Annotated in this window: 20 protein-coding genes; 5 read left to right on the top strand and 15 right to left on the bottom strand. The window is 64.6% G+C overall.

What is annotated here, in order from left to right; all coding sequences use genetic code 11:
* Window positions 1-89: 89 nt before the first annotated feature.
* The 10 genes from ACMGT0_RS07420 to ACMGT0_RS07465 form a co-directional block, all read right to left on the bottom strand.
* Window positions 90-3122 carry a multidrug efflux RND transporter permease subunit gene (locus ACMGT0_RS07420; protein ID WP_054056384.1) on the bottom strand — a complete coding sequence of 1011 codons (3033 nt, stop codon included), beginning with the start codon at window positions 3120-3122 and terminating at the stop codon, window positions 90-92.
* Between the two features lie 14 nt (window positions 3123-3136).
* Window positions 3137-4285, bottom strand: coding sequence for an efflux RND transporter periplasmic adaptor subunit (locus tag ACMGT0_RS07425; protein WP_054061827.1), 1149 nt, complete (start codon window positions 4283-4285; stop codon window positions 3137-3139).
* A gap of 261 nt (window positions 4286-4546) precedes the next feature.
* On the bottom strand, window positions 4547-5644 hold the full coding sequence (locus ACMGT0_RS07430) for a DUF1513 domain-containing protein (RefSeq protein ID WP_416773435.1): 1098 nt from the start codon (window positions 5642-5644) through the stop codon (window positions 4547-4549).
* Between the two features lie 2 nt (window positions 5645-5646).
* Window positions 5647-6711 (bottom strand): imelysin family protein, encoded by a 1065-nt coding sequence (locus ACMGT0_RS07435; protein ID WP_054061826.1) that lies wholly within the window; start codon window positions 6709-6711, stop codon window positions 5647-5649.
* A gap of 26 nt (window positions 6712-6737) precedes the next feature.
* Window positions 6738-8159: a di-heme oxidoredictase family protein gene (locus ACMGT0_RS07440; RefSeq protein WP_416772022.1), complete on the bottom strand. Its 1422-nt coding sequence runs from the start codon at window positions 8157-8159 to the stop codon at window positions 6738-6740.
* A 184-nt stretch (window positions 8160-8343) separates the two neighbouring features.
* Window positions 8344-9687, bottom strand: a complete 1344-nt coding sequence (locus tag ACMGT0_RS07445; protein WP_054061825.1) for an imelysin family protein — start codon at window positions 9685-9687, stop codon at window positions 8344-8346.
* Window positions 9688-9848: 161 nt separating this feature from the next.
* Window positions 9849-11903 carry a putative bifunctional diguanylate cyclase/phosphodiesterase gene (locus ACMGT0_RS07450; protein ID WP_054056379.1) on the bottom strand — a complete coding sequence of 685 codons (2055 nt, stop codon included), beginning with the start codon at window positions 11901-11903 and terminating at the stop codon, window positions 9849-9851.
* A 416-nt stretch (window positions 11904-12319) separates the two neighbouring features.
* Window positions 12320-12916 carry a superoxide dismutase gene (locus tag ACMGT0_RS07455; RefSeq protein ID WP_010452821.1) on the bottom strand — a complete coding sequence of 199 codons (597 nt, stop codon included), beginning with the start codon at window positions 12914-12916 and terminating at the stop codon, window positions 12320-12322.
* Window positions 12917-13091: 175 nt separating this feature from the next.
* A complete protein-coding gene (locus tag ACMGT0_RS07460) occupies window positions 13092-13694 on the bottom strand; it encodes a LysE/ArgO family amino acid transporter (RefSeq protein WP_054056378.1) in 603 nt (200 codons plus the stop codon).
* A 5-nt stretch (window positions 13695-13699) separates the two neighbouring features.
* Entirely contained in the window at window positions 13700-14101 is a 402-nt protein-coding gene (locus ACMGT0_RS07465; RefSeq protein ID WP_054056377.1) for an ACT domain-containing protein, read from the bottom strand.
* A gap of 97 nt (window positions 14102-14198) precedes the next feature.
* Between ACMGT0_RS07465 and ACMGT0_RS07470 the strand changes: the two genes are divergently transcribed.
* The 4 genes from ACMGT0_RS07470 to ACMGT0_RS07485 all read left to right on the top strand — a co-directional run bounded on the left by ACMGT0_RS07470 (window position 14199) and on the right by ACMGT0_RS07485 (window position 17640).
* Complete coding sequence (locus tag ACMGT0_RS07470; protein ID WP_054061823.1) at window positions 14199-15092, top strand: LysR family transcriptional regulator ArgP; 894 nt, start codon at window positions 14199-14201, stop codon at window positions 15090-15092.
* A gap of 51 nt (window positions 15093-15143) precedes the next feature.
* Window positions 15144-16142: an NAD-dependent epimerase/dehydratase family protein gene (locus tag ACMGT0_RS07475; RefSeq protein ID WP_273819457.1), complete on the top strand. Its 999-nt coding sequence runs from the start codon at window positions 15144-15146 to the stop codon at window positions 16140-16142.
* A 114-nt stretch (window positions 16143-16256) separates the two neighbouring features.
* Window positions 16257-17096: an ATPase gene (locus ACMGT0_RS07480; RefSeq protein ID WP_416772027.1), complete on the top strand. Its 840-nt coding sequence runs from the start codon at window positions 16257-16259 to the stop codon at window positions 17094-17096.
* Window positions 17097-17292: 196 nt separating this feature from the next.
* Window positions 17293-17640 (top strand): hypothetical protein, encoded by a 348-nt coding sequence (locus ACMGT0_RS07485; protein WP_081006096.1) that lies wholly within the window; start codon window positions 17293-17295, stop codon window positions 17638-17640.
* A 137-nt stretch (window positions 17641-17777) separates the two neighbouring features.
* On the opposite strand, the gene ACMGT0_RS07490 is transcribed toward ACMGT0_RS07485, so the two are convergent.
* Window positions 17778-18890, bottom strand: a complete 1113-nt coding sequence (locus ACMGT0_RS07490; RefSeq protein ID WP_054061060.1) for an enoyl-CoA hydratase/isomerase family protein — start codon at window positions 18888-18890, stop codon at window positions 17778-17780.
* Window positions 18891-19022: 132 nt separating this feature from the next.
* Between ACMGT0_RS07490 and ung the strand changes: the two genes are divergently transcribed.
* Entirely contained in the window at window positions 19023-19715 is a 693-nt protein-coding gene (gene ung, locus ACMGT0_RS07495) for a uracil-DNA glycosylase (RefSeq protein WP_054061059.1), read from the top strand.
* A 32-nt stretch (window positions 19716-19747) separates the two neighbouring features.
* Here the strand turns inward: ung and ACMGT0_RS07500 are convergent, their stop codons facing one another.
* The 4 genes from ACMGT0_RS07500 to ACMGT0_RS07515 form a co-directional block, all read right to left on the bottom strand.
* On the bottom strand, window positions 19748-20776 hold the full coding sequence (locus ACMGT0_RS07500; RefSeq protein WP_416772030.1) for an AbrB family transcriptional regulator: 1029 nt from the start codon (window positions 20774-20776) through the stop codon (window positions 19748-19750).
* On the bottom strand, window positions 20769-22283 hold the full coding sequence (locus ACMGT0_RS07505) for a tripartite tricarboxylate transporter permease (protein WP_054061057.1): 1515 nt from the start codon (window positions 22281-22283) through the stop codon (window positions 20769-20771). Before ACMGT0_RS07505 ends, ACMGT0_RS07500 begins: the two co-directional genes overlap by 8 nt.
* A 1-nt stretch (window position 22284) precedes the next feature.
* Window positions 22285-22743, bottom strand: coding sequence for a tripartite tricarboxylate transporter TctB family protein (locus ACMGT0_RS07510; protein WP_054061056.1), 459 nt, complete (start codon window positions 22741-22743; stop codon window positions 22285-22287).
* A gap of 62 nt (window positions 22744-22805) precedes the next feature.
* Entirely contained in the window at window positions 22806-23786 is a 981-nt protein-coding gene (locus ACMGT0_RS07515) for a Bug family tripartite tricarboxylate transporter substrate binding protein (protein ID WP_054061055.1), read from the bottom strand.
* Window positions 23787-23807: the final 21 nt, after the last annotated feature.

Here is a 23807-nt window from a genome sequence, read left to right on the forward strand (position 1 = left end):
CAGGCTTGCTGTGGGAGCGGGCTTGCCCGCGAAGCCTTTTGCGGTGCCCCCAAGGCCCTCTTCGCGGGCAGGCCCGCTCCCACAAGGATTCAAGCCACGGGTTTGTCCTTCCGCGCCAGCAGGCTGTAGATGCACGGCAGCACGAACAGCGTAAACAGCGTCCCCACCGACATCCCGGTGGCGATCACCGTGCCGATATCGAAGCGACTCACCGCCCCCGCGCCGCTGGCGAGAATCAATGGCACCATGCCGAATACCATCGCCGCCGTGGTCATCAGCACCGGCCGCAGGCGAATCGCCGCTGCCTCCTCCACGGCTTCCCGCGCCGACAGTCCCTTGTCCTGACGCAACTGGTTGGCGAATTCGACGATCAGGATCCCGTGCTTGCTGATCAGCCCGATCAGCGTCACCAGGCCCACCTGGGTATAGATGTTCATGCTCGACCAGCCGAGGAACAGCGGAACCAGCGCCCCGCAGATCGACAGTGGCACCGTCACCAGGATCACCAGCGGATCACGGAAACTCTCGAACTGCGCCGCCAGCACCAGGAAGATGATCGCCAGGGCCAGGCCGAAGGTCACCCACAGCGCATTACCCTCCTGGACGTACTGTCGCGAGGCGCCGGCATAGTCGCTGGCAAATCCTGTCGGCGCTTCCTCGGCGGAGATCTGGCGAATGGTCTCGATGGCTTCTCCCATGCTGACAAGCGGTACTCCGGAAATGATTGCCGAGTTCAACTGCTGGAACTGGTTCAACTGCCGGGGACGGGCACGGTCGGAAACCTTGATCAGCGTCGACAGGGGCAGCAGCCTGCCCTCGCTGTTCTTCACGTAGTAGTTGTTGAGCCAGTCGGGATTGTCCCGGTAGGCGCGCTCCACCTGGGCGATTACCTTGTAGCTGCGACCCTCGAGGGTAAACCGGTTGATTTCCGCCTCACCGAGCAGGGTCGCCAGGGTCGCGCCCAGGTCCTGCATCGACACCCCCATCTGCGCGGCCTTGGCGCGGTCGATATCCACCACCACCTCGGGCTTGTCGAAGGCCAGGTCGATATCGAGGAAGGCGAACTTGCCGGACTCCAGTGCGCGTTTCTTGATCCGGTCGGCGACGTCCAGCAGCGCGCTGTAGTCGTTCGGGGTGTTGAGCACGTACTGGAACGGCAACCCCTCGCCAGTACCCGGCAGTGACGGCAGGTTGAAACCGAAGACCTGCAGCCCGCCAATGCTCGCCAGCTTGCCCTGGACTTCGGGCAGGATCTGCATCTGCGTGCGCCGGCGTTCGTTCCAGGGCTTGAGCAGGAAGCCGCCGATCCCCGACTGCACGCCATTGAAGCCATTGATCTGGAACGATGAGTAGTATTCCGGGAATTCCTTGAAGATAGTGATGAATTCGTCGGTGTATTGGTTCAGGTAGTTCAGGTTGGTCGGCTGCGGTGCGGTCGCCATCATGAAGATGATGCCCTGGTCCTCGTCGGGCGCCAGCTCCGAATGAGTGAATTTCAGCAGTACCGGAATCAACCCGAGGATGATCACCGCGAACACCACCACCACCGGGCGCGTATCGAGGGTGGTGTGCAACAGTTTGCGGTAGCGCTGCTTGAGGCTTTCGAACATCTGGTCGAGGCGGTGCGCCAGCCCCGTGGTGTTGCCGTCGTGGCGCAACAGCAGGGCGCACATCATCGGTGACAGGGTCAGGGCGACCACGCCGGAGATCACCACCGCACCGGCCAGGGTCAGGGCGAACTCCTTGAACAGCGCGCCGGTCAGGCCCTGCAGGAAGCCGATGGGGGCGTATACCGCGGCCAGGGTGATGGTCATCGACACCACCGGCAGGGCGATTTCCCGTGCGCCTTCGAGGGCGGCCTCCAGCGGGGTCTTGCCTTCCTCGATATGCCGGTGGATGTTTTCCACCACGACGATCGCATCGTCCACCACCAGCCCGATCGCCAGCACCATCGCCAGCAGGGTGAGGAGATTGATCGAGTAGCCCATCAACTGCATGAAGAACAGCACGCCGACCATCGACAGCGGAATGGTGATCACCGGAATCACCACCGAGCGCAGGGCGCCGAGGAACAGGAACACCACCACGATGACGATCAGCACCGCCTCGAAGAGGGTCTTGACCACCTCGTTGATCGAGGCCTGGATGAACAGGGTCGCGTCGTAGGCGATTTCCGCCTTGAGATTGGTCGGCAACTGGGCTTCCAGTTCCGGCATGATCTTGCGCACTTCCTTGATCACATCCAGCGGGTTGGCGCCCGGCGTGGCCTTGATGCCGATGTAGACCGAGGGCGTACCACCGAAGGAACTGATGGTGTCGTAGTTCTCCGCGCCCATCTCGACCCGTGCCACGTCACCGAGCAGCACGCGGCTGTCGCCGGCGGTCTTGAGCGGGATCGCCGCGAAGGCCTCGGCGGACTTCAGCTCGGTGCTGGCGTTGATGCTGGTGACCACGTACTCGCCCTTGACCTCGCCGGCGGCGGACAGGAAGTTGTAGTGGCGTACCGCATTGGTCACGTCGGCTGCGCTGAGGCCGAAGCCGGCCAGCTTCACCGGGTCCAGCCACAGGCGCATGGCGAACACCTGGTTGCCGAGAATCTCCGCCTCGGCCATGCCCGGCAGGGTCGCCAGCTTGGGCTGGATCACCCGCGACAGGTAGTCGGTGATCTGCGGGTTGCTCAACTGGTCGCTGAAAAAGCTGATGTACATGAGCGCCGAGGCATCCGCGGCCTCCTTGCTCAACACCGGGTCCTCGGCGTCCTGCGGCAGCTTGTTCTTCACCTCGTTGGCCTTGGCCAGCAACTCGGTGAACAGCCGGTCGCTGTTGGCGCCGATCCGGGCATAGATCGAGATCACCGAGAAGTTCTGTCGGCTGACCGAGGTCATGTAGTCGATGCCCTCGGCACTCGCCAGGCTCTGTTGCAGCGGCTGGGTGATGTAGCCCTGGATGGTTTCGGCGTTGGCCCCGGGGTAGGCGGTGGTCACCGTGATCAGGGCGTTCTCCATTTGTGGGTACTGGCGCAGCGGCAGCTTGCTATAGGCCTGGAAACCCAGCAGGACGATCAGCAGGCTGACCACGCAGGCAAGCACCGGACGGCGGATGAACGGATCGGTAAAGGCCATGATCGACTCCCTGATCAGTTCGCCTGAGGGGCGGTGGTCGTGGCGGGCGCCATCTTGTCCGGGCTGATGGCGATGTGCGCGCCATTGTCCAGCTTCAACTGCCCGCCGCTGACCACCTGCTCACCGTCCTTGAGGCCCTCGATGACCTTGACCAGCCCGTCACGCCGTTCGGCGGTCTTGATGAAGCGCCGCTGCGCCATCAGTTGCGGCTGGCCGTCGGTTTCCTTCAGCACGCTGCCGTCCTCGGCCTTTTTCTGGGTCACGACATACACCGAGTTGCCGTAGAGGGTGTAGGTGACGGCGCTTTCCGGTATCACCACATAGGGCTGCGGGTCCGGCAGCAGCACCTGGAGGTTGGCGAACATGCCCGGCAGCAGCTTGCCAGCGGGATTGGCCAGGGTGGCACGCACCAGCACGTTGCGGGTGGTTTCATCGACCTTGGGGTTGATGGCGCTGAGCAGGCCCGGGAAGACTTCCTGCCCATAGGCGGCGACGCTCAGTTGCACCGGTTGCCCGACCGCCAGCTTGGGGATGAACTGCTCGGGCAGGTAGAAATCCACATAGAGGCTGCTCAGGTCCTGCAGGGTGGCGATCACCGTACCGCTGGCGAGATAGTCGCCGACATCCACCTGGCGGATACCGATGGTGCCGCTGAATGGCGCAAGGATCTTCTTCTTGGCCAGGGCGGCCTTGAGCTGGTTGACCGTGGCCCGGTTCTTTTGCCGCACCGCCGAGAGCCGGTCGAATTCACCGCGGGAGATCGCCTGGCTACCGACCAGCTTGGCGCCCCGGCCGTAGTCCAGCTCGGCGAGGCCCAGGTCGGCCTGGGCGGTTTCCAGCAGGGCGCTTTCGACATCGCTGTCGAGTTGCAGCAGCGGCTGTCCGGCCTTGACCTTCTGCCCGGACTCGAATTGCACGGCCTTGACCGTGCCGGCGATTTCCAGGCTCAGGTTGACGCCCTGCAGGGCCTTGAGCGTGCCCACGGTGGGCAGACGCTCCTGCCAGGGGCGGGCATTGGCGGTCACCGCCGCGACATGAATGGCCGGCTTGGGAGCGGAGTAGACCTGGATCTGTTTGTAGATCGAGAAAGCCTTGTAGCCGGCGAGCGCCAGCACGACGAGAAGGACGAGACCCAGCATGATCAGCATGCGGCGACGCAGCATATTCCAGTTCCTTGGAGACGAGGCTAACGGAAGGTCGAACAACCGCCCTGCACGATAACCCCGCACCCAGGCGTCGCCTTGAAGCTACTTGTCAGCAGATATTACGCCAATGGCGTGACTTGAGAAGGGGGCGTTCGAGGGCTTTGGCGCGATAGCATTCGCGGGCAAGCCCGGCTCCTGCACGACGAGGTCACACTGACGCTCATCGTATCCTTCCTCCCTGTAGGAACCAGGCTTGCCCGCGAACAGGGCCCGTGTGTCTTACACCAGATGCAGGTGGTTGTCCCAGAGTCCCGCAGGCAGATCCAGGGGTTTTGCTGTCAGCTCCTTCTGGCGGCAATCATAGAAACGGCAGCGGCCCTGGCCGGAAGTGACCACGAAGCCGTCGGCCACCGCGCCTACGCCGGCACAGTCGGGCAGGTGGGCATCCAGGCGCAGTTGGCCGCTGTCCAGCTCCCAGATGAAGAACCGGTTGCCCCGTGGCGCGGTCAAGGCCACCAGGCGCAGATCGCTGTGCACCGCGACGCTGGCGGTGTAGTGCCCCATTGCCTGCAACTGCTGTTCGGCCACCGGGAAGGCCACGAACGGTTGCCCGGGACGCTTGATCGCCAGCAACTCGGACGACTCGTGGGACGGCCCCATGAACTGCTGGCCGGCGACAATGGTGCCGTCGGCGGCCACGCCCAGGTGGCGAACACTGTTCATCTGCTGGGCCAGGGCCTCCTTGCTCAGCAGGGTGCCGTCGCGCTGCATCAGCACCAGGCTCGGCTCCATCGCATCGAGGTTCATGTCCACCCGGCTTTCGGCCTCGGTACGGATACCGCCGTTGGCGACGATCAGGGTTTCGCCATCGGGCATCCACGAGACCTGGTGCGGGCCGATGCCGTGGGTGGGGACCTCGCCGGCATGGACCAGGCGCTCACCTTCGAACCGATAGACCCCGAGCAGGCCGCGCCCCGGATCGCTGGTGTCGTTTTCGGTGGCGTACAGCCAGTCGCCACTCTTGTGGATCACCGCATGGCCGTAGAAGTGCCGGTTCGGCTGCGAGACCAGGGTCTGCAGCAGGCGCCCGTCGCGCACATCGATCAGGTAGCTCTGCGTGCCGGGGCGGCGGGCGATGAACACCGCCAGGGGCAACGCGGGGTGGTGGATGATGTCGTGGCAACGCTGGCTGACCCGGGTCGCGAAGACCTGCTGGCCATCCAGTCGATAACCCACGGCATAGTGTCCGCCCTCGCCGTCGTCGCGGGCCGAAAGCAGGAGCGGGCTTTTGCCTTTCTGTCGGAACAGGGTCCAGCCGCCCAGCGTGATCGCGCCGAGCAGCAGGCTACCCAGGGTCAGGGCCTGGCGTCGCAGCATCATCAGTCACCGTCGTTGGCATTGAAGCCCAGTTGGATACCCAGCGCCTTGGCCAGTTCACCTTCATGCAGGCGATGGACGACGTTGAGGCTGTCATAGAGGTCGTTGAGCTGCTGGCGACCGGCGTCGTCGCCGAGCATCTCGGTCAGCGAGCGCTGGTTGCTGGCGAACAGCTTCAGCGATGCGGCGTAGGCGGCATCGATCTTGTCGGCCAACGGCTTCTGCTCGGCCGGCAGCAGGCCGCGCAGGCCCTTGTTGTCGACCCCGACCCAGACGGTGCGGGCCGCCGCCAGGCTGGCTTCCAGGCCCTGCAGCGAAGACTGGCTGCGCCAGGCATCGGCCTGGAACGGTTGGGCAATACCCTTGGCCTGACGGCCCATCGGCGTGCCGAGTTTCTTCTTCAGGGTGTCCAGCGCGGTGACCTGGACCCGTAGCAGGTCAGCGATGGCCTCGTGGGAGTCGGCGTAGCGCTGGTTCGGGAACTTGCTCATCTGCGCGAGCATGCCGTCGTTGCTGTTCCAGCGCGACAGTATCTCTTCGGCCAGGGTCTTCTGGCGTTCGCCGATGGCGGTCAGCAGAGGGCAGTAGCGGGCTTTCTGCGCACTGTCGGCCATGTCGATCCGACTGTCGAACAGAATGTATTCGTAGGCCGACAAGCCCTGGACGACCACACTGGATTTGGCCAGGGTGGCGGCATCGATCTGCGGCTGGGCGCTGACCAGTTGCTCGACCTGGCGGCCGACCAGGTTCTTCTTGTCCGGCCAGAACTGAACCTGCCAGGAGCGGTTGCCCTCGGCCAGTGGCCCGATCAGCAACGGCTGCAGTTCGGCCCAGGCTTTCTGGGCGTGGAGGAAGTCGGCACGGGCGGTGTCCAGGCTGGCCTTGCCTTCGCAGAAGGCCAGGGCGCTGATCGCCAGTTGGCGATCGGCCTCGACCCAGCGGCTGTAGGTCGGCAGGATCACCTGCTTGGCGATCGCTGCCGAAGTGAGGGCCTGTGGATCCTGCGGCGAGCAGGCTCCGATGGCGAGTGCGGCGAGGCTGGTGAACAACAGTTTGGGGCGGAACATGTCCAGGTCCTCTGATTAAGGATTTCTTATAGCGAATTCAGGAAAGCCAGCAACGCGGCGCGCTGCTCGGCATTGAACGACAGAACGCGCTGCTGTGCCGGCAAGGCTTCGCCGCCATGCCAGAGCACGGCTTCGAGCAGACTGCGGGCGCGGCCGTCATGCAGGAATCGGGTGTGGCCGCTGACCGTCCCGGTCAGGCCGATACCCCACAGGGGGGGCGTGCGCCAGTCGCTGCCGCTGGCAAGGAACTCGGTGCGGTTGTCCGCCAGCCCAGGGCCCATGTCATGCAGCAACAGGTCACTGTAGGGGCGGATCACCTGGCCGGCCAGCTCCGGCTCGGCGGCAGTGGCCGCGGTAGTGAATTGCGGGGTATGGCAGTTCTGGCAGCCGGCCTGGTGGAACAGGCGCTTGCCGGCCAGTACCTGTTCTGCGCCGACGTCCCGACGAGCCGGGACCGCCAGGTTGCGGGTGTAGAACAGCACCAGGCGCAGGATGTTGTCGCTGACCTCCTGTTCGCCGTCGGCGCCATTGCCGTTGGGGGCGTTGCGACAGGCGGTCTGGGTCGCGGTGCAATCATCGAAGGGCCGCAGGGTCGTGGTGAGGCCCATGTCGCCGGAAAACGCGTGAACGTTTTGTTGGTTGAGATTGGGCTGCCCGGCTTTCCAGCCGAAGCGCCCCAGCACGGTCTTGCCCTGGGCGTCGTCCCAGACCCGGTTCGGCCGACCGGCGATGCCGTCGCGCTGCTGCGCTTTCGCGTTGGCGAGGATCGCCTCTTCGGGGATCGCCTCCAGCAGGCCCAGGCCGATCATGGGCGGCGCTACCCGCGCGGAAAAGCGCGTGTCCGGGTGCATCGGGCCGTAGCCCAACTGGCTGATGAGCAGGCGTGGCCTGCGCAGTTCGACTTCGGTGCCGTCCTTGAAGCGCACCGGCAGCGGGTCGTACTCGACCCGTACCTTGCCTTCCGGTATGACGCCGGGGATGGCCATGTCCTGCAACTGACCGCCATAGACCGGCTCGGGCACCACGCCCTGTTGCTCGATCAGCTTCGCGTAGGCTGGCGCATTGGGGATCGACAGGCGCACCAGCATCGAGACGGCGTTGTCCGAGCCGGCTTCTGGAGGATGGCCGCGACCGTCCCTGATATGGCAGTTCTGACAGGCGTTGGTGTTGAACAGCGGGCCCAGGCCGTCGCGGGCAGTGGTGGTCGACGGGGCGATCACCCAGGGGTTGCGAAAGAAACTGTTGCCGACACTGAAGTCCAGGCGGCGCTCCGGCGACAGGTTGGCCGACGGCAGGGAAAAACTGTTGCGATCGCTCCTGTCCACGGTGGTCCCGCCGCCGGCGCGTGCCTCGCCGGGCTCGGGCGCGGTGAAGCGCGCGGCGTCATCGCAGGCACTCAGGCCCAGGGCCAGCAGCAACGACGACAGGCGAACAGGTAACGAAGGCATGGGCATGGACACAGGGTTCGGGACAGGGCGCGAATCTTATCGGGTCGGGACTGGGCAAGCGTTTGCCCAGATCAGTCATTCGTGTGGTGAGCTATCCGTTTCTCTGTGACGGGCGAACTCGCCACAAGGGTGTCGTTCAGCGCAGGACCACCCCCTCCGTGGGAGGGGGCGGCCAGGCTACCGATCAGAACTCGTGATCGGCATTGTCCGGGTTCAGGTCGCTGATGCCCAGCTTGGCGGCGGCCTGTTCGATCGAACCGGTCTGCTTGACCAGGGCGGCGATGGCGTCGCGCACGATCTTGTTGCCCGCGTCGTTGCCGGCGGCGATCAACTGGTCGTAATGCTCACCCTTGTTGGCATGGTCAACCATGACCTGGATCTTCGCTTCGGTGCTTTCCAGGTCGCCCTTGAGCGCGGTATCGGCGGCCGGATCGGCCTTCGCCACCAGCGACGACAGGCTCGGGCCGGTCAGTTTGGTGCCGTCGACGCGGGTATATTCACCCAGGTAGACGTTGCGGATGCCCTTGGCGTCGTAGAAATGCGAGTTGTGGGTGTTGTCGCTGAAGCAGTCCTGTTCGTCTTCCGGGGAGTTGGCTTCCAGGGATACCTTCATCCGCTCGCCCGCCAGTTCGCCGAGGGACAGGCTGCCCATGCCGAACAGCATCTTGCGCAGGCCGCTTTCGGCCGGCTCGGCTTCCAGGCTGGCGCGATAGTTGTCGGCCACGTTCGGTTTCCAGTTGCCGACCATTTCTTCCAGGTCGTTGACCAGCAGTTGGGTCACGGCCTTCAGGTAGGCACGCCGCCGATCGTTGTGGCCACCGGTGGCGCCGGCACCTTCGAGATAGTCCGAGGCCGGACGGTTGCCGGCGCCCGGGCCGGTGCCGTTGAGGTCCTGGCCCCACAGCAGGAACTCGATGGCGTGGTAACCGGTGGCGACGTTGGCCTCGGAGCCGCCCAGCTCGTTCAGGCTGGCGAGTTTTTCCGGCGTGATCTCGGTCACATCGACCTTGTCCTCGCCAACCTGGATCTGCTTGTTGGCGATGATGTTGGCGCTGGCGCCCGGGTTGCCCAGGGCGTGCTCGTAGGAGGCGTCGACGTAGTCGATCAGGCCTTCGTCCAGCGGCCAGGCGTTCACCTGGCCTTCCCAGTCGTCGATGATGGTATTGCCGAAGCGGAACACTTCGCTCTGCAGGTAAGGTACGCGTGCGGCTACCCAGGCGGCCTTGGCGGCCTTGAGGGTGTCGTCGTTCGGCTTGGCGAGGAAGGCGTCGATGGCCTGCTGCAGCGTCTTCGCGGTGGATTCGGCATCGCTGTACACGGCGAAGACCATGTCGGCGTAGTGCGCGACCACCGCCTTGCCGGCAGCCTCGTCGACCTTGCCGGCAGCGTCGCTGGCAGGTGTGGCCGGAGCACTGGCGGCCGGTGTCGGCGCGGCGGCTGCGGTTTTTTCCTTGTCCTTGTCGCCACAGCCGGCGAGGGCGATGGCAAGGGCCAACAGGCTGGCGGTGGCCAGAGGCATGCGAATCATGGCGGGTATCCTGCTTCGAGAGGTTGGACGAGTGCGCGCGGGGACGCGCAAAACCGACACATAATGCGAAAGATATGCATTTTGTGTAAAGGATTAGTCTTTGAAATATTTACTAATAATCTGCTGCTTGATTACGGATCGGTATATGCGTACCGCTCCGCTTACTGGAGCATTGCCGCGTTACTGCGCTGGGCCTGCTTGAGATAGGCGCCCAGTTCGCGGGCCGGCAGTGGCTTGCTGTAGTAATAGCCCTGGCCCTCATGACAGCCTTCGGAAATGATGTAGGCCTCCTGCTCGACGGTTTCCACGCCTTCGGCGATCACCTGCATGCCGAGGCTCTTGCCCAGCTGGATGATCGCCCGGACGATGGTCGCGTCGTCGTCGTCCTCCAGCAGGTCCTGGACGAAGCTCTTGTCGATCTTGATCTTGTCCAGTGGCAGGCTCTTGAGATAGCTCAGCGACGAGTAGCCGGTGCCGAAATCGTCGATGGCGATCAGTGCACCGGAGCGGCGCAGGCTCAACAGGTGCTGGGCGGCGGTGCTGATGTCTTCCATCAGGCCGGTTTCGGTGACTTCCAGCTCCAGGCTGCGTGGTGGCAGGCGGTACATCTGCAGCAGGTTGTTGACCACCCGCGGCAGTTCGGCGTGGTGCAGTTGCACGGTGGACAGGTTGACCGCCATGCGCAGGTCGGTGAAGCCCAGGTCGTGCCATTCGCGCAACTGTCGGCAGGCCTGGTCCAGTACCCATTCGCCGATGGCGATGATCGTGCCGTTCTGTTCGGCCAGCGGAATGAACAGGTCCGGTGGCACCAGCCCGTGTTCCGGATGCTGCCAGCGGATCAGCGCTTCGACGCCGACCACCCGGTGGTCGCGGTAGCTGATCTGGGGCTGGTAGACCAGATAGAACTGATTGCGGTTGAGGGCTTCGCGCAGATCCTTTTCCAGCTCGCGGCGGCGGCGCATTTCGCTGTCGACGCTGGCGATATAGAACTGATAGCGGTTGCGTGAGCGGCTCTTGGCCAGGGTCATGGTCTGTTCGGCCTTCTGCAGCAGCTTCTCGGTGCTGTCGCCATCCTCCGGGAACAGGGTGATGCCAATGGTCGCGCGCAGGCGGATTTCCTGATGATCGAGGGCGAATGGCGCTTCCAGGTCGTCGAGAATGCTCTGCGCCAGCTCGGCGGCCTCGTAGGGCTGCTCGATATCGGCCTGGACCAGGGCGAACTGGTCGCCGCCCAGGCGGGCCAGGGCGCCGAGACGGCCGCTGTGGGCGCGCAGACGGTCAGCCAGGGCGAGCAGCAACTGGTCGCCGGTCTGGTAGCCGAACTGTTCGTTGATGCCCTTGAAGTCGTCCAGCCCGACCACCAGCACCGCGACCCGCCGCTGCAGGCGTCCGGCGTCGACCAGGATCTTGTCCAGTTGTTGTTGCAGTTGCAGGCGGTTGGGCAGACCGGTGAGGAAATCGTACTGGGACATGCGCAGCAGGCTGTTTTCCGCCTCGTGGCGCAGATGGGTGTTGCGTTCGATCGAGGCCAGCAACTGGTTGGCGGTATTGATCCAGATCCCCAGCTCGTTGGTTTCGTGACCCTTGAGCAGCGGCAGTTGATTCGCCGCCGGGCGATCCGGGTTGATATTGCTCAGGTGATCGATGATGCGCGACAGCGGCTTGGTCAATAGCCAGTGGTAGACCAGGTACAGCACCAGGGCCATCAACAGCGCCCGCAGTACGCCGGAGATGAAGATGATCACCGAGCTGACGATGAAGCTCTGCCCATAGGTGGCGGTGTCGAGGGTGATGCTCAGGTCACCGTAGTACTCGCTGTAGGGGCCGCGACCAACCAGTTGCGTGGTGAAGGTGCGTTCCTGGCCGAGGATCAGGTCGGTGAGCCAGCGGCTGGAGGAGGTCTGCAGATCGCGGGATTTCTCCGCGAGCATGGTTTCGTTGGGGTGGCCGATGGAGGCCATGCGCACGGATTGGTCCTGGAACAGGCCTTCGATTACCTGCATGCCCATTTCCCGGTCGAGGCTGTAGACGGCCTGGGTCGAGGGGTCGCGAAACATGTCGAGGATCCGCTGGGCGTCGCTGGCAACCGCCTGGCGGGTCTTGTAGGCGTCGAACACGATTTGCGCGCAGCTCAGTACCACGCCGACAATCAATGCCGACAACAGCACGACCCGGAGCAACTTCACCGACAAGCTGTGCTTGAGTTCCAGCTTCAAAGGGCTATTCCTTGTTCCGTGCGGGTAGCATCAAGTTGCCATGAGTATTGGCAATCCGGCTCCGGCAGTCAAAGGGACAATGCGACTGGGGATGATCGGTACGTTTGCTCGACCCGAACGCGGTTTCCGTCCCTTCGGTTCATCAGGTACTGTGTCGGTAGGGGAGTGGCCTAACTTGAGGGTACCTCCTTCAATTTAGCTGACTTGGCGGGCCCCGGCTCATTCGTTTCAGCGATAAGGGAGAGGGCGAGGGCCTTTGGTCGGCAGGCCCGCTCCCTGCGCAGGCCCATGACCTGCAGGCGCCGGACTGGCCCGCGCAATCCTCCCCAAGGTCGCCCGCCGGTCCGGCAGCCAGTTCTGTCCAGGCATAAAAAAACCCGGCAGGGCCGGGTTTTTTCTGAAGGCGGGCTTCAGTCTCAAGCGGTGAAGGTCTTGCCTTCGAACTGCTCGGCGACGAATTTCCAGTTCACCAGGTTCCAGAACGCCTCGACATACTTTGGACGCACGTTGCGGTAGTCGATGTAGTAGGCGTGTTCCCAGACGTCGCAGGTCAGCAGCGGGGTGTCGCCGCTGGTCAGCGGGTTGCCGGCGCCGATGGTGCTGGCCAGGGCCAGGGAGCCGTCAGCCTTCTTCACCAGCCAGCCCCAGCCGGAACCGAAGGTGCCGACGGAAGTCTTGGTGAACTCTTCCTTGAACTTGTCGAACGAACCGAAGGCGGCGTTGATCGCCTCGGCCAGGGCACCGGTAGGCTGGCCGCCGGCGTTTGGCGCCAGGCAGTTCCAGTAGAAAGTGTGGTTCCAGACTTGAGCGGCGTTGTTGAAGATGCCACCCGACGAAGTCTTGACGATTTCTTCCAGAGTCTTGCCTTCGAACTCGGTGCCTGGCACCAGGTTGTTCAGGTTCACGACATAGGTGTTGTGGTGCTTGTCGTGGTGGAACTCCAGGGTTTCCTTGGAGATGTGCGGCTGCAGGGCATCGTGTGCGTAGGGCAGCGGCGGCAATTCGAAAGCCATGGTTATTCTCCTAATCAGGTCAGTTGCGGGGAGCGCAAGGCCGATCACGGGCGGCCCGACAATGCGCCGTGGAGTTTGTACCCCTTGCGGCGCAGGTTTCCGATCATAGCACCGGGGTAGCGGCTTAACCACGCAACAACTGTGTGGGATAAAGGTTCCAGAGCCTTTTGTCCCCTCACCCGGCCGCAATCAGTTGCGCCGCCACGCCGAACATCATCGCCGCCACCAGCAGGTCGAGGACGCGCCAGGTCGCCGGCCTGGCCAGCCAGGGAGCCAGCCATGCGGCCCCCAGTGCCAGGGTGAAGAACCACAGCAGCGAGGCGCTGGCGGCACCGACGACGTAGGCTCCGGGTTCGCTCTGCTGGGCACCTAGGGAGCCGATCAGCAGCACCGTGTCGAGGTAGACGTGCGGGTTGAGCAGGGTCACCGCCAGTGCGCTGAGCAGGACGGCGCGCAACGAGCGTACGGTCTGGCCCTCGCCCTGCTGAAGGCTCTGCCGCGAGCAGGCGCGGCGCAGGGCCTGGCTGCCGTACCAGATCAGGAACGCGGCCCCGCCCCAGCGGGCGACGGCCAGCAGCGTCGGGTTATGGGCCAGCACGGTGGCCAGGCCGAACACGCCGGCTGCCACCAGGATCGCGTCGCAGGCGACGCACAGCGCGGCAACCGGTAGATGGTGTTCGCGGCGCAGGCTCTGCGCCAGGACAAAGGCGTTCTGGGTGCCGATCGCCATGATCAGCCCGGCGGCGACCAGCAGGCCGTTGACATAACTCTGCCACATGCTGTTCAGGCTCCTGTGCGGGTCAGATCGTGCAGTACCGCCATGGCGCGCCCGGCGTCATCGCGACCGACGAACAGGTGGTCGTGGTAGTAGCCGGCGATCACGTTGCAGCTGATTCCGGCCTTGCCCAGGGCGCCGGCGAAAGCGGCGGTGAGGCCGACGGCCTGCAGCGCCGAATGCACGTTCAGGGTGATCCAGGCGGCGCAGTAGTCGAAAAGCAGGCCCAGCGCCTCGGCGTCCTCACGCTTGAGGATCACTGTCAGGCCTTCGCGTTCGCGAAAGCTGCCGAGCGCTTCGCGGCCCTGCAGCAGGCTGCTGTTGGCGATGGAGCAGAACACGTAGTCGCCGTCGTTCAGTTGTGGGCTCATGCTGCGCAGCAGGGTTGCCAGGGAGGTTTCGCCAGCCATGCCGGTATCCTTGTATTCGAAGAGTGCTGGCGGGTATTTTCCAGCGCGATCCTGTATAAGAAAAACCAATATTGGTGATCGCTCATTAGGAAAACTGATGTTCGACTACAAACTGCTTTCCGCCCTGGCCGCCGTGGTCGAGCAGGCCGGTTTCGATCGCGCGGCGCAGGTGCTGGGGCTGTCGCAGTCGGCGGTTTCCCAGCGGATCAAGCTGCTCGAGGCGCGGGTCGGCCAGCCGGTGCTGGTGCGGGCCACGCCGCCCAGCCCGACCGAGATCGGCCGGCGCCTGCTCAACCATGTGCAGCAGGTGCGCCTGCTCGAACGCGATCTGCAGGGGCAGGTGCCGGCGCTGGATGAGGAAGGCCAGCCGGAGCGCCTGCGTATCGCGCTGAATGCCGACAGCCTGGCGACCTGGTGGGCCCAGGCGATTGGGGATTTCTGCGTCGCCAACCACCTGCTGCTGGACCTGGTGGTGGAAGACCAGACCGTCGGTCTCAAGCGCATGCGCGCCGGCGAGGTGGCGGCCTGCGTCTGTGCCAGCGAACGTCCGGTCGCCGGTGCCCGCAGCCTGCCGCTCGGCGCCATGCGCTACCGGGCGCTGGTCACGCCGGCGTTCATGGCCCGGCATTTTCCCGAGGGGGTCGATGTCCATTCGCTGACGCGGGCGCCGGCGCTGGTGTTCGGCCCGGACGATCTGCTGCAACATCGCTACCTCGCCGCGCTGGGTGTGGAGGGCGGCTTCGAGCACCATCTATGCCCTTCGGCCGAAGGCTTTCTGCGCATGAGTGAAGCTGGGCTGGGCTGGGGGCTGGTGCCCGAGTTGCAGGCGCAGGAGCAGTTGGCGCGGGGGCGACTGGTGGAGTTGATACCCGATAGACCGGTCGATGTGCCGCTGTACTGGCATCATTGGCGCAACGGGGGCCAGTTGCTTGGCCGCCTCACCGAGCATCTGGCACGCTCGGCCGGGCAATGGTTGGTGCCTCTGGCGTGATCGGCAGCGTTTAAGTAGCAGGCAACACGAATCAAGGTATTTGGAGACGACATGAAAATTCTGGTCACCGGCGCGAGCGGCTTCATTGGCGGGCGCTTTGCGCGCTGTGCCCTGGAGCAGGGCTATACGGTGCGGGTCAATGGCCGCCGGGCCGAAGGTGTCGAGCATCTGGTGCGTCGCGGAGCCGAGTTCGTCCAGGGCGATCTGAGCGATCCGCAGTTGGTCCGCGAGCTGTGCCGTGAGGTCGAGGCGGTGGTGCATTGCGCCGGTGCGGTCGGCCTGTGGGGGCGTTACCAGGCGTTTCACCAGGGCAATGTGCTGGTCACCGAGAATGTCGTCGAGGCGTGCCTGAAGGAGCAGGTGCGGCGCCTGGTCCACCTGTCCTCGCCGTCGGTGTATTTCGATGGCCGCTCGCACCTGGGGTTGACCGAGGAACAGGTGCCCGGGCGCTTCCGGCATCCCTACGCGGCAACCAAGTTCCTGGCTGAACAGAAGGTCTTCGGCGCCCAGGAGTTCGGCCTGGAGGTGCTCGCCCTGCGGCCGCGCTTCGTCACTGGTGCCGGCGACATGAGTATCTTCCCGCGGTTGTTGAAGATGCAGCGCAAGGGCCGTCTGGCGATCGTCGGCAATGGCTTGAACAAGGTCGACTTCACCAGCATGCAGAACCTCAACGACGCGCTGCTGAGTTGCCTGCAGGCCGGCGGCTCGGCGCTGGGCAAGGTCTACAACATCAGCAACGGTACGCCGGTGCCGTTGTGGGACGTGGTCAACTACGTGATGCGCCAGATGCAGGTGCCGCAGGTGACACGCTACCGTTCCTACGGCCTGGCCTACAGCGTCGCGGCGCTCAATGAGGCGGCCTGCGCGCTGTGGCCCGGGCGCCCGGAGCCGACCCTTTCGCGACTGGGAATGCAGGTGATGAACAAGGATTTCACCCTGGACATCAGCCGCGCACGGCATTATCTGGGCTACGAGCCCAAGGTCAGCCTGTGGGCGGCGCTGGATGAGTTCTGCCACTGGTGGCAGGCCCAGGAATCGACTGTCCGCTGAAACATTCGATAACCAATGCTGAACCGAACGCCCGGTTCGGAGTCGATCAGAGCGGCGGACAACGGGTTTATACTCGGGCATTTCGCCATCAACCTGGTTCGGAAAGGTTCTTTCATGCGTAACGATGCCAACGACGATTTCGATGATGTACCGAGCCTGCGGGCCGATGTGGAGGATGACGACGAGTTTCCGCTCAGCCCCGCCGCCCGTGAGCGCACCCGGGTGGCTTCGCGCAGCACGCCGGTGGTCAAGGTCAGGGCGGCGAGCACAAGTCCCTTGTGGGCGCTGGTGGGGGCGCTGTTCTTCGCCTTCGCCGGGCTGGCCTGGTGGAGCTTCCAGCAGATCTCGCTGATGGAGCAGCAACTGGTGGCCACCCAGGAGAGCTTTGCGCGGATCAGCGAGGAAGCGGCGGGGCGCCTGCAGGCGATCTCCGGCAAGGTGGCTTCCAGCGAGTCGAGTGCCAACAGCGATACCGAGGCGTTGAAACTGCAGGTCCGGCAGCTCGAGGGCAAGTTGCAGGAGCAGGATCGCCAGCAGCAGGGGGTTGCCGGCCAGCAGACCGGACTGGATCAGCGTCTGCAGAAAATGAACGCACAGACCGCGGACCTGCAGACGGCCAACGCTCAATTGCAGGCTCAGCTCAAGAGCCTGGCGAGCGACCTGGCGGCGCTGAAGGCGGCCCAGCCCGACAGCGGCAAGTACGATGCCGAACTCAAGAGCCATGCGGCGGATATCGCCGCGCTGAAGAAGCAGGGCAATCCGAGTGCAGCCCTGGAGCGCCTGGAGCAGGACATGATCGTGCTCAAGAGCGAGCAGGACAATCGCCAGGCGGCGGGTGGCCAGGGCGCGAGTACGGCGGAGTTCGACGCCTTCCGAGGACAGGTCACCCGCAACATCAATACCCTGCAGAGCCAGATCCAGAATCTGCAGCAGCAGATCAACGCGCGTCCTTGAGGGGGCAGTCCAGGACGGTGCTGTCTGTGTAGCGGCTGCTTGAGCCGTTGCCACCCGTCCTGGAAGCGTGTTTCCAAATATTGCCAAACGGCACTTCATCAGGGTTTCACGGTCTTAGAAGTATGCGTCGGCGTTCCTGTCGGCGTATGCCGACCAGCGTCGCTGGCCCGGCTTCTTCGCGGTCCGGGAGGCCGCCATGCATCTTCGACTTCTTCTCACGGCAAGCCTGGCTTTGACCCTTTCTGCGTGTGTGCCTTACTACGAGGACGGCGCGAGCTACTACCGTTCCGATGTCTATACGTCACCCGCGCCGGTCTACTACGGTGGCGGTTCCTACTACCGTCGGGACTATTACTATGCCCCGCAACCTCGCTATTACGCGCCACAGCCACGCTACTACTCGGCACCGCGTTACTACGTCCCGTCGCCGCGGCCTTATCCGAACCGCGGCTGGGGATACCCTTACCAGGGCTGGGGCGACCATGGCGGCGGGCGTGGCGACCATGATCACGGTGGACGCGGCCATGGCGGGCGCGGGCACTAGGCCGCCAGCTGGAGCGGGTGCTGTTCGCGGATGAATCCGGCTCCCACAGGTTTTGTGTCGCCCATGAGACTCATGGGCGCCAGAGTCGGATTCATCCGCGAAGGAGGCCTTGCAAGACAGCCCTGGGCACCAGCGCTTCAGTAGCCCGACAAGTCCGCCAATGGGTGCCGCCCTTCCCAGGCCTTGTGGAAATGCGCCTCGACCACTGCCCGCGGCACGTTCGCCACGTTCGGCCAGTGCCAGCGGGGCTGTTGGTCCTTGTCGATCAGCCGGGCGCGCACGCCTTCGCCGAATTCCGGGTGGCGGCAGCAATTCAGGCTCAGGGTGTACTCCATCTGGAACACCTCGGCCAGCGACAGGTGGCGCGCCCGGGCGATCTGTTCCCAGACCAGATGGGCGGTCAGCGGGCAGCCGTCCCTGAGGTTCTTCGCCGCCTGCGCCAGCAGGCTGTCGCTGTCCTCGGTGTGCTGGGCCAGCACCTTCCAGGCACAACTCACATCGGCGACATCCAGCAGCGCATCGATCCGTTCCCGGCGTGGCAACCACTGCGCTGGGGGATGCCGTTCGCGGGCCTGGTGTTCCAGGGCCTTGAGCAGGCTGTTGAGCTGCAGCGCGGCATGTTCCTGCCAGTTGAGCTGCAGCAGGCCGTCGATCAGTTCGTCCTGCTGGTCGTCACGCAGGATGCGGTCGGCCAGGCCAAGGTCGATCGCATCGCGGGCATTCATCCGGGCGCCGGTCAGGCCGAGGAACAGCCCCAGCTTGCCCGGCAGGCGGGAGAGAAACCAACTGCCACCGACGTCCGGATACAGGCCGATGCCGATTTCCGGCATCGCCAGTTGGCTGCCGGGGGTGACGATCCGGATGCTGGCGCCTTGCAGCAGGCCCATCCCGCCGCCTAGCACATAGCCGTGGCCCCAGCAGATCAGCGGCTTGGGGTAGGTGTGCAGGGCATGATCGAGACGATATTCCGCGGCGAAAAAATCCGCCGCCAAGGCCGGCACTTCCCCGGGCCGGGCACGGCAGGCCTCGGCCAGGCTGCGCACTTCACCGCCGGCGCAGAAGGCCTTGGCGCCATTGCCGCGCAACAGGACACAGGCCACATGAGGATCCCTGGACCAGGCATCGAGCCGTTCATGCAGACCGTTGATCATCGGCAGGGACAGGGCGTTGAGGCTGTGTTCGGCATTCAGGCTGGCGATACCGATCCGGGCGCCATTGCTGCCGATGAGTTCTTCGAAAAGCAGGTTCATCGCGACCTCTGACTGCGGGTTGAATCCTCAGTATGATCCTTGTGTGGGAAACTGCCGGTAATGCGTCGGATCAATTGACAAGCGTGGTAGGCATCCCTAGTGTCCGCCCCATTGTGATTTCCGGACCCCGCCATGACCGACGACGACCGTATCAAACTCGAACCCAGCTGGAAGCAGGCGCTGCGCGAAGAATTCGACAAGCCCTACATGGCCGAGTTGCGCGAGTTCCTGCGCCAGGAGCATGCCGCCGGCAAGCAGATCTATCCGCCAGGTCCGCTGATCTTCAACGCGCTGAACACCACGCCGCTGGATCAGGTCAAGGTGGTCATCCTCGGCCAGGACCCCTATCACGGCCCCGGCCAGGCCCATGGTCTGTGCTTCTCGGTGCAGCCGGGCGTGCCGACGCCGCCGTCGCTGGTGAACATCTACAAGGAGTTGCAGCGCGACCTGAACATCGACATCCCCAATCACGGCTACCTGCAGAGTTGGGCCGAGCAGGGCGTGTTGCTGCTCAACACCACCATGACCGTGGAGCGGGGCAATGCGGCGTCCCATGCCAACCGTGGCTGGCAGTTCTTTACCGATAGGATCATCGAGGTGGTCAGCGAGCGCCAGGACAAGCTGGTGTTCCTGCTGTGGGGTTCCCATGCCCAGAGCAAGCAGAAGCTGATCGACTCGACCAAGCACCTGGTGCTGAAGTCGGTGCATCCATCGCCGCTGTCGGCCTATCGCGGCTTCCTCGGTTGCGGGCACTTCAGCCGGACCAACAAGTTCCTCGAACAGAACGGCCTGACGCCGATCCAGTGGGCCTTGCCACCGCTGTAACCTGGGTACCGCGCTGCTGGGGCGCGGCGACTTCAGGCGGGTCTGTTCCAGTGGCGGAACAACGGCTCGGCCATGAACAGTACGAACAGCAATCGCATCACCTGCATGGCGGTCACCAGCGGGACCGACAGTTGCAGGGTTTCGGCGGTGAGGCTCATCTCGGCGATGCCGCCGGGCATCATGCCCAGGGTCAGCGAGCGCAGGTCGAGATGGCTCAGCGCGCTCAGGGCCCAGGCCGACAGGCTGGCGATCAGCATGGTCAACGCCGTGCCGACCAGGGTGCGGCCCATGAATGATGGTGCCCGGCGGAAGAACTCACGATTGAAATGACAACCCAGGCCGCTGCCGATCAGCCACTGGCCGATCTGGCTGGCGCCGTTGGGCAGGCCGATGTGCAGGTCCCAGGCGATGCTCACCGTTGCGCTCACCAGCAAGGGGCCGAACAACCATGGATTGGGTTGGCGCAGTCGCTGCCAGAGCCAGGCGAGCAGGGCGCCGAGGGGAAACAGCACGGCCAGCCAGTGCCAATCGACGACACTGGAACCTTGAATCGGCACACCTTCACCCAGCAGATACTTGAACGCCGCCGGCACACACAGCACCACCACCAGCACCCGCAGGCTCTGGCCGGCGGCGACCCGGCTGAGTACCGCGCCGTTGCGCGCGCCGAGGTTGACCATCTCCCCGGAGCCGCCCGGCATACTGGAGAAGAACGCCGTGGCGCGGTCCTCTCCGGTGCGCCGTAGCAGCCACACCCCGAGCACGCTGGACAGGCTGGTGACCAGCGCGCCGAACAGGATCAGGCCGAAATGCGCTATTACCTGTTCCATCACCTGCGGGGTGAAATGCAGGCCGATACCGATGCCCACCACCCACTGGCCGGTCTTGCGTCCACCGGGAATCTCCTTGAGCTGCCAGGGCGTCAGGCAGCGCACCAGAATGATCGCCAGCAGCGAGCCGACCATCCAGGGCAGTGGCCAGCCGACCTGGCTGGCGAGGTAGCCGCCAGCCAGGCCGACCAGCGGGGTTCCCCACCAGTGACGAAAAGCAAGATCAGGCATTGGCCAGGTCACGGCGCTGGGTGGAGCGCTTGCGCCAGATGCGCAGCAGCGGCATCGCGAGCATGATCACGGTCAGCACCCAGACCCCGATGCTGATCGGGCTGGCCCAGAGAATCTCCAATGCACCGTTGGAGATCGACAGCGCCCGGCGCAGGTTCGACTCCATCAGCCCACCGAGGATGAAGCCCAGCAGCACCGGCGACAGTGGGAAATCGAGCTTGCGCAGGATATAGCCGAAGATGCCGATGCCGATCATCAGGAACAGGTCGAAGGTGGTGGCGTGCACCGCGTAGACGCCGATCGCGGTAATGATCGCGATCACCGGCACCAGTGCCCAGTTCGGCACCGCGAGGATGCGGGTGAAGATACGGATCATCGGGATGTTGAGGATCACCAGCATGACGTTGGCGATGAACAGCGAAGCGATCAGGCCCCAGACGATATCCGGCTGCTGTTCGAACAGCAGCGGGCCGGGCGTGATGTTGTACAGCGTCAGCGCGCCGATCATCACTGCGGTGGTGCCCGAACCGGGTACGCCGAGGGTCAGCATCGGCACCAGGGCGCCGCAGGCCGAGGCGCCGATGGCGGTTTCCGGCGCGGCCAGGCCACGCTTGTCGCCCTGGCCGAACTTGCCGCTGCTGCCGGCCAGGCGCTTCTCGGCCATGTAGGACACGGCACTGGCCAGGGTCGCCCCGGCGCCGGGCAGTACGCCCATGATGAAGCCCAGCAGGCCGCAGCGGATGTTGACCACGAACACCGAGGCCGCTTCCTTGAGGTTGAACATCATCCGGCCGGTAGCTTTCACCGCTTCCTGGCCGTGGTGGGTTTTCTCCAGCAGCAGGAGGATCTCGCTGATGGAAAACAGGCCCAGCACCAGTACGACGAACTGGATGCCGTCGGTCAGGTGTACGTTATCGCCGGTGAAACGGTAGACGCCGCTGTTGGCGTCGATCCCGACACTCGACAGGAACAGCCCGATCAGCGCCGCGATGAAGGTCTTGAGCGGACGATCGCCAGCCATGCCACCGAGGCAGACGATGGCGAACACCATCAGTACGAAGTACTCCGCCGGACCGAAGGCGATCGCCCATTTCGCCAGCAGCGGGGCGAACAGCACCATGCCGCAGGTGGCGATGAAGGCGCCGATGAACGAACTCCAGGCCGACAGCGACAGGGCAACGCCCGCCAGGCCCTGGCGGGCCATCGGATAGCCGTCGAGGGTGGTCATCACCGTGGAGGCTTCGCCGGGAATGTTGAGCAGGATCGAGCTGATCCGCCCGCCGTACTCGCAGCCCAGGTAGACCGCCGCCAGCAGGATCAGCGCCGACTCCGGTGGCAGGCCGAGGGCGAAGGCGATCGGGATCAGCAGGGCGACGCCGTTGATCGGGCCGAGGCCGGGCAGCAGGCCGACGATGGTGCCGATCAGGGTGCCACTGAGGGCGGTGACCAGGTTGTAGGGGCTGAGCGCGACGCCGAAGCCCTGGCCCAGGTAGCTGAAAGTATCCATGTCAGTTCTCCAGAACGTCGAGCAGTCCAAGGGGCAGCGGTACATCCATGGCCTTGTCGAACAGCAGGTAGAGGCCAATGCTCATCAGGCTGATGATCACCGCGCTGGGCAGCCAGCGGCCGCCGTACAGGCGCGCCATCGGGATGCCGACGAGGATGCTGCTGAGAATGAAGCCCAGCGGTTCGAAGGTGCCGGCGAACACCAGCAGCAGGCCGACGCAGAGGGCGATCTTGGTCAGGGTTTCGCGATCCAGCGGCGGCTCGTCCTCGCTGTGCTTGAGTGGGGCCGGGCGAAACAGCATGTACAGCAGGGCCAGGCCCATCAGGCCGAGCATCAGCAGCGGGTAGGCGCGCGGCCCCACCGGTTCGTAGGAAAAGGCGGCCTGGTAAGGCCAGGCCATCAGCGCCAGGCCGGCACAGGCCAGCAGCAGCGCGAAGGCGAAGAGACGTTGCAAGAGCATGAGCGACTCCTGGGCCACGCCCCCGTCGCACGGGGTACGTGGCTGCGACTAGAGGGCGGTGGTCACTGGATCAGGCCGAATTCCTTGGCCAGCACCTTGTACTGGGCGACCTGCTTCTTCACGTAGGTGTCCAGCTCCGGGCCGGTCATGGCGAAGGGGAAGAGTTCGCGCTGGTCGCGCAGCTTGGCGAACTCGTCGGAGGCCAGCAGCTTGTCGAACGACTCTTTCCACCAGGCGTAGTCTTCATCGCTGACCTTCGGCCCGAGGTAGAAGCCGCGCACTACCGGCCAGACGATGTCGTAGCCCTGCTCGCGGGCGGTGGGGATATTCTTCATTTCCGGCTCGTCCAGGCGCTGTTCGGAGAACACCGCGAGCAGGCGCATGTCGCCGCTGAGGATGTGCGGCATGGAGTCGGAGATGTCGGTGCTGCCGACCTGGATATGTCCGCCGAGCAGGGCCGTGGCGATTTCGCCGCCGCCCTCGAGGGCCACGTAGCGCAGGTCGCGCGGGTTGATGCCGGCGGCCTTGGCGATCAGGGCGGTCTGCATCCAGTCCTGGCTGCCGACGGTGCCGCCGGAGCCGATCACCACGCTGCCGGGGTCTTTCTTCAGGGCCTTGACCAGGTCGTCGAGGCTCTTGTAAGGCGAGTCGCTTTTCACCGCGATGGCGCCGTAGCTGGTGCCGACGGCGGCCAGCCAGCGCACCGCGCTTTCATCGAAGCGGCCGAACTTGCCCTGGGCCAGGTTCAGCAGCGAGCCGCTGGACCAGGCTACCAGGGTACCGGCATCGGCCGGACGCTGGGCGACCACGGCGTTGTAGGCGACGGCACCCACTCCGCCGGGCATGTAGGTGACGCGCATCGGCTTGCTCAGCACTTTCTCGTTGACCAGGGCGCTTTGCGCCAGCTTGCAGGTCAGGTCGAAGCCACCACCAGGGGAGGCCGGGGCGATGCATTCCGGGCGCTTGGGTTCGGCGGCGAAGGTCTGGCCGGCCAGCAGGGCGAGGCTGGCGGCGAGGGCGAGTTTACGTAGCGACAGGTCCATTGTTCTCTCCAGGGGAGTTGT

The sequence above is a fragment of the Pseudomonas sp. RHF3.3-3 genome (assembly GCF_048069595.1).
Taxonomy (GTDB): domain Bacteria; phylum Pseudomonadota; class Gammaproteobacteria; order Pseudomonadales; family Pseudomonadaceae; genus Aquipseudomonas; species Aquipseudomonas fuscovaginae_B.

Coding starts and splice junctions, on each gene's coding strand:
- ACMGT0_RS07420 (WP_054056384.1), bottom strand. CDS start 3,122: ATGGCCTTTACCGATCCGTTCATCCGCCGTCCGGTGCTTGCCTGCGTG.
- ACMGT0_RS07425 (WP_054061827.1), bottom strand. CDS start 4,285: ATGCTGCGTCGCCGCATGCTGATCATGCTGGGTCTCGTCCTTCTCGTC.
- ACMGT0_RS07430 (WP_416773435.1), bottom strand. CDS start 5,644: ATGCTGCGACGCCAGGCCCTGACCCTGGGTAGCCTGCTGCTCGGCGCG.
- ACMGT0_RS07435 (WP_054061826.1), bottom strand. CDS start 6,711: ATGTTCCGCCCCAAACTGTTGTTCACCAGCCTCGCCGCACTCGCCATC.
- ACMGT0_RS07440 (WP_416772022.1), bottom strand. CDS start 8,159: ATGCCTTCGTTACCTGTTCGCCTGTCGTCGTTGCTGCTGGCCCTGGGC.
- ACMGT0_RS07445 (WP_054061825.1), bottom strand. CDS start 9,687: ATGATTCGCATGCCTCTGGCCACCGCCAGCCTGTTGGCCCTTGCCATC.
- ACMGT0_RS07455 (WP_010452821.1), bottom strand. CDS start 12,916: ATGGCTTTCGAATTGCCGCCGCTGCCCTACGCACACGATGCCCTGCAG.
- ACMGT0_RS07460 (WP_054056378.1), bottom strand. CDS start 13,694: ATGTGGCAGAGTTATGTCAACGGCCTGCTGGTCGCCGCCGGGCTGATC.
- ACMGT0_RS07465 (WP_054056377.1), bottom strand. CDS start 14,101: ATGGCTGGCGAAACCTCCCTGGCAACCCTGCTGCGCAGCATGAGCCCA.
- ACMGT0_RS07470 (WP_054061823.1), top strand. CDS start 14,199: ATGTTCGACTACAAACTGCTTTCCGCCCTGGCCGCCGTGGTCGAGCAG.
- ACMGT0_RS07475 (WP_273819457.1), top strand. CDS start 15,144: ATGAAAATTCTGGTCACCGGCGCGAGCGGCTTCATTGGCGGGCGCTTT.
- ACMGT0_RS07480 (WP_416772027.1), top strand. CDS start 16,257: ATGCGTAACGATGCCAACGACGATTTCGATGATGTACCGAGCCTGCGG.
- ACMGT0_RS07485 (WP_081006096.1), top strand. CDS start 17,293: ATGCATCTTCGACTTCTTCTCACGGCAAGCCTGGCTTTGACCCTTTCT.
- ACMGT0_RS07490 (WP_054061060.1), bottom strand. CDS start 18,890: ATGAACCTGCTTTTCGAAGAACTCATCGGCAGCAATGGCGCCCGGATC.
- ung (WP_054061059.1), top strand. CDS start 19,023: ATGACCGACGACGACCGTATCAAACTCGAACCCAGCTGGAAGCAGGCG.
- ACMGT0_RS07500 (WP_416772030.1), bottom strand. CDS start 20,776: ATGCCTGATCTTGCTTTTCGTCACTGGTGGGGAACCCCGCTGGTCGGC.
- ACMGT0_RS07505 (WP_054061057.1), bottom strand. CDS start 22,283: ATGGATACTTTCAGCTACCTGGGCCAGGGCTTCGGCGTCGCGCTCAGC.
- ACMGT0_RS07510 (WP_054061056.1), bottom strand. CDS start 22,743: ATGCTCTTGCAACGTCTCTTCGCCTTCGCGCTGCTGCTGGCCTGTGCC.
- ACMGT0_RS07515 (WP_054061055.1), bottom strand. CDS start 23,786: ATGGACCTGTCGCTACGTAAACTCGCCCTCGCCGCCAGCCTCGCCCTG.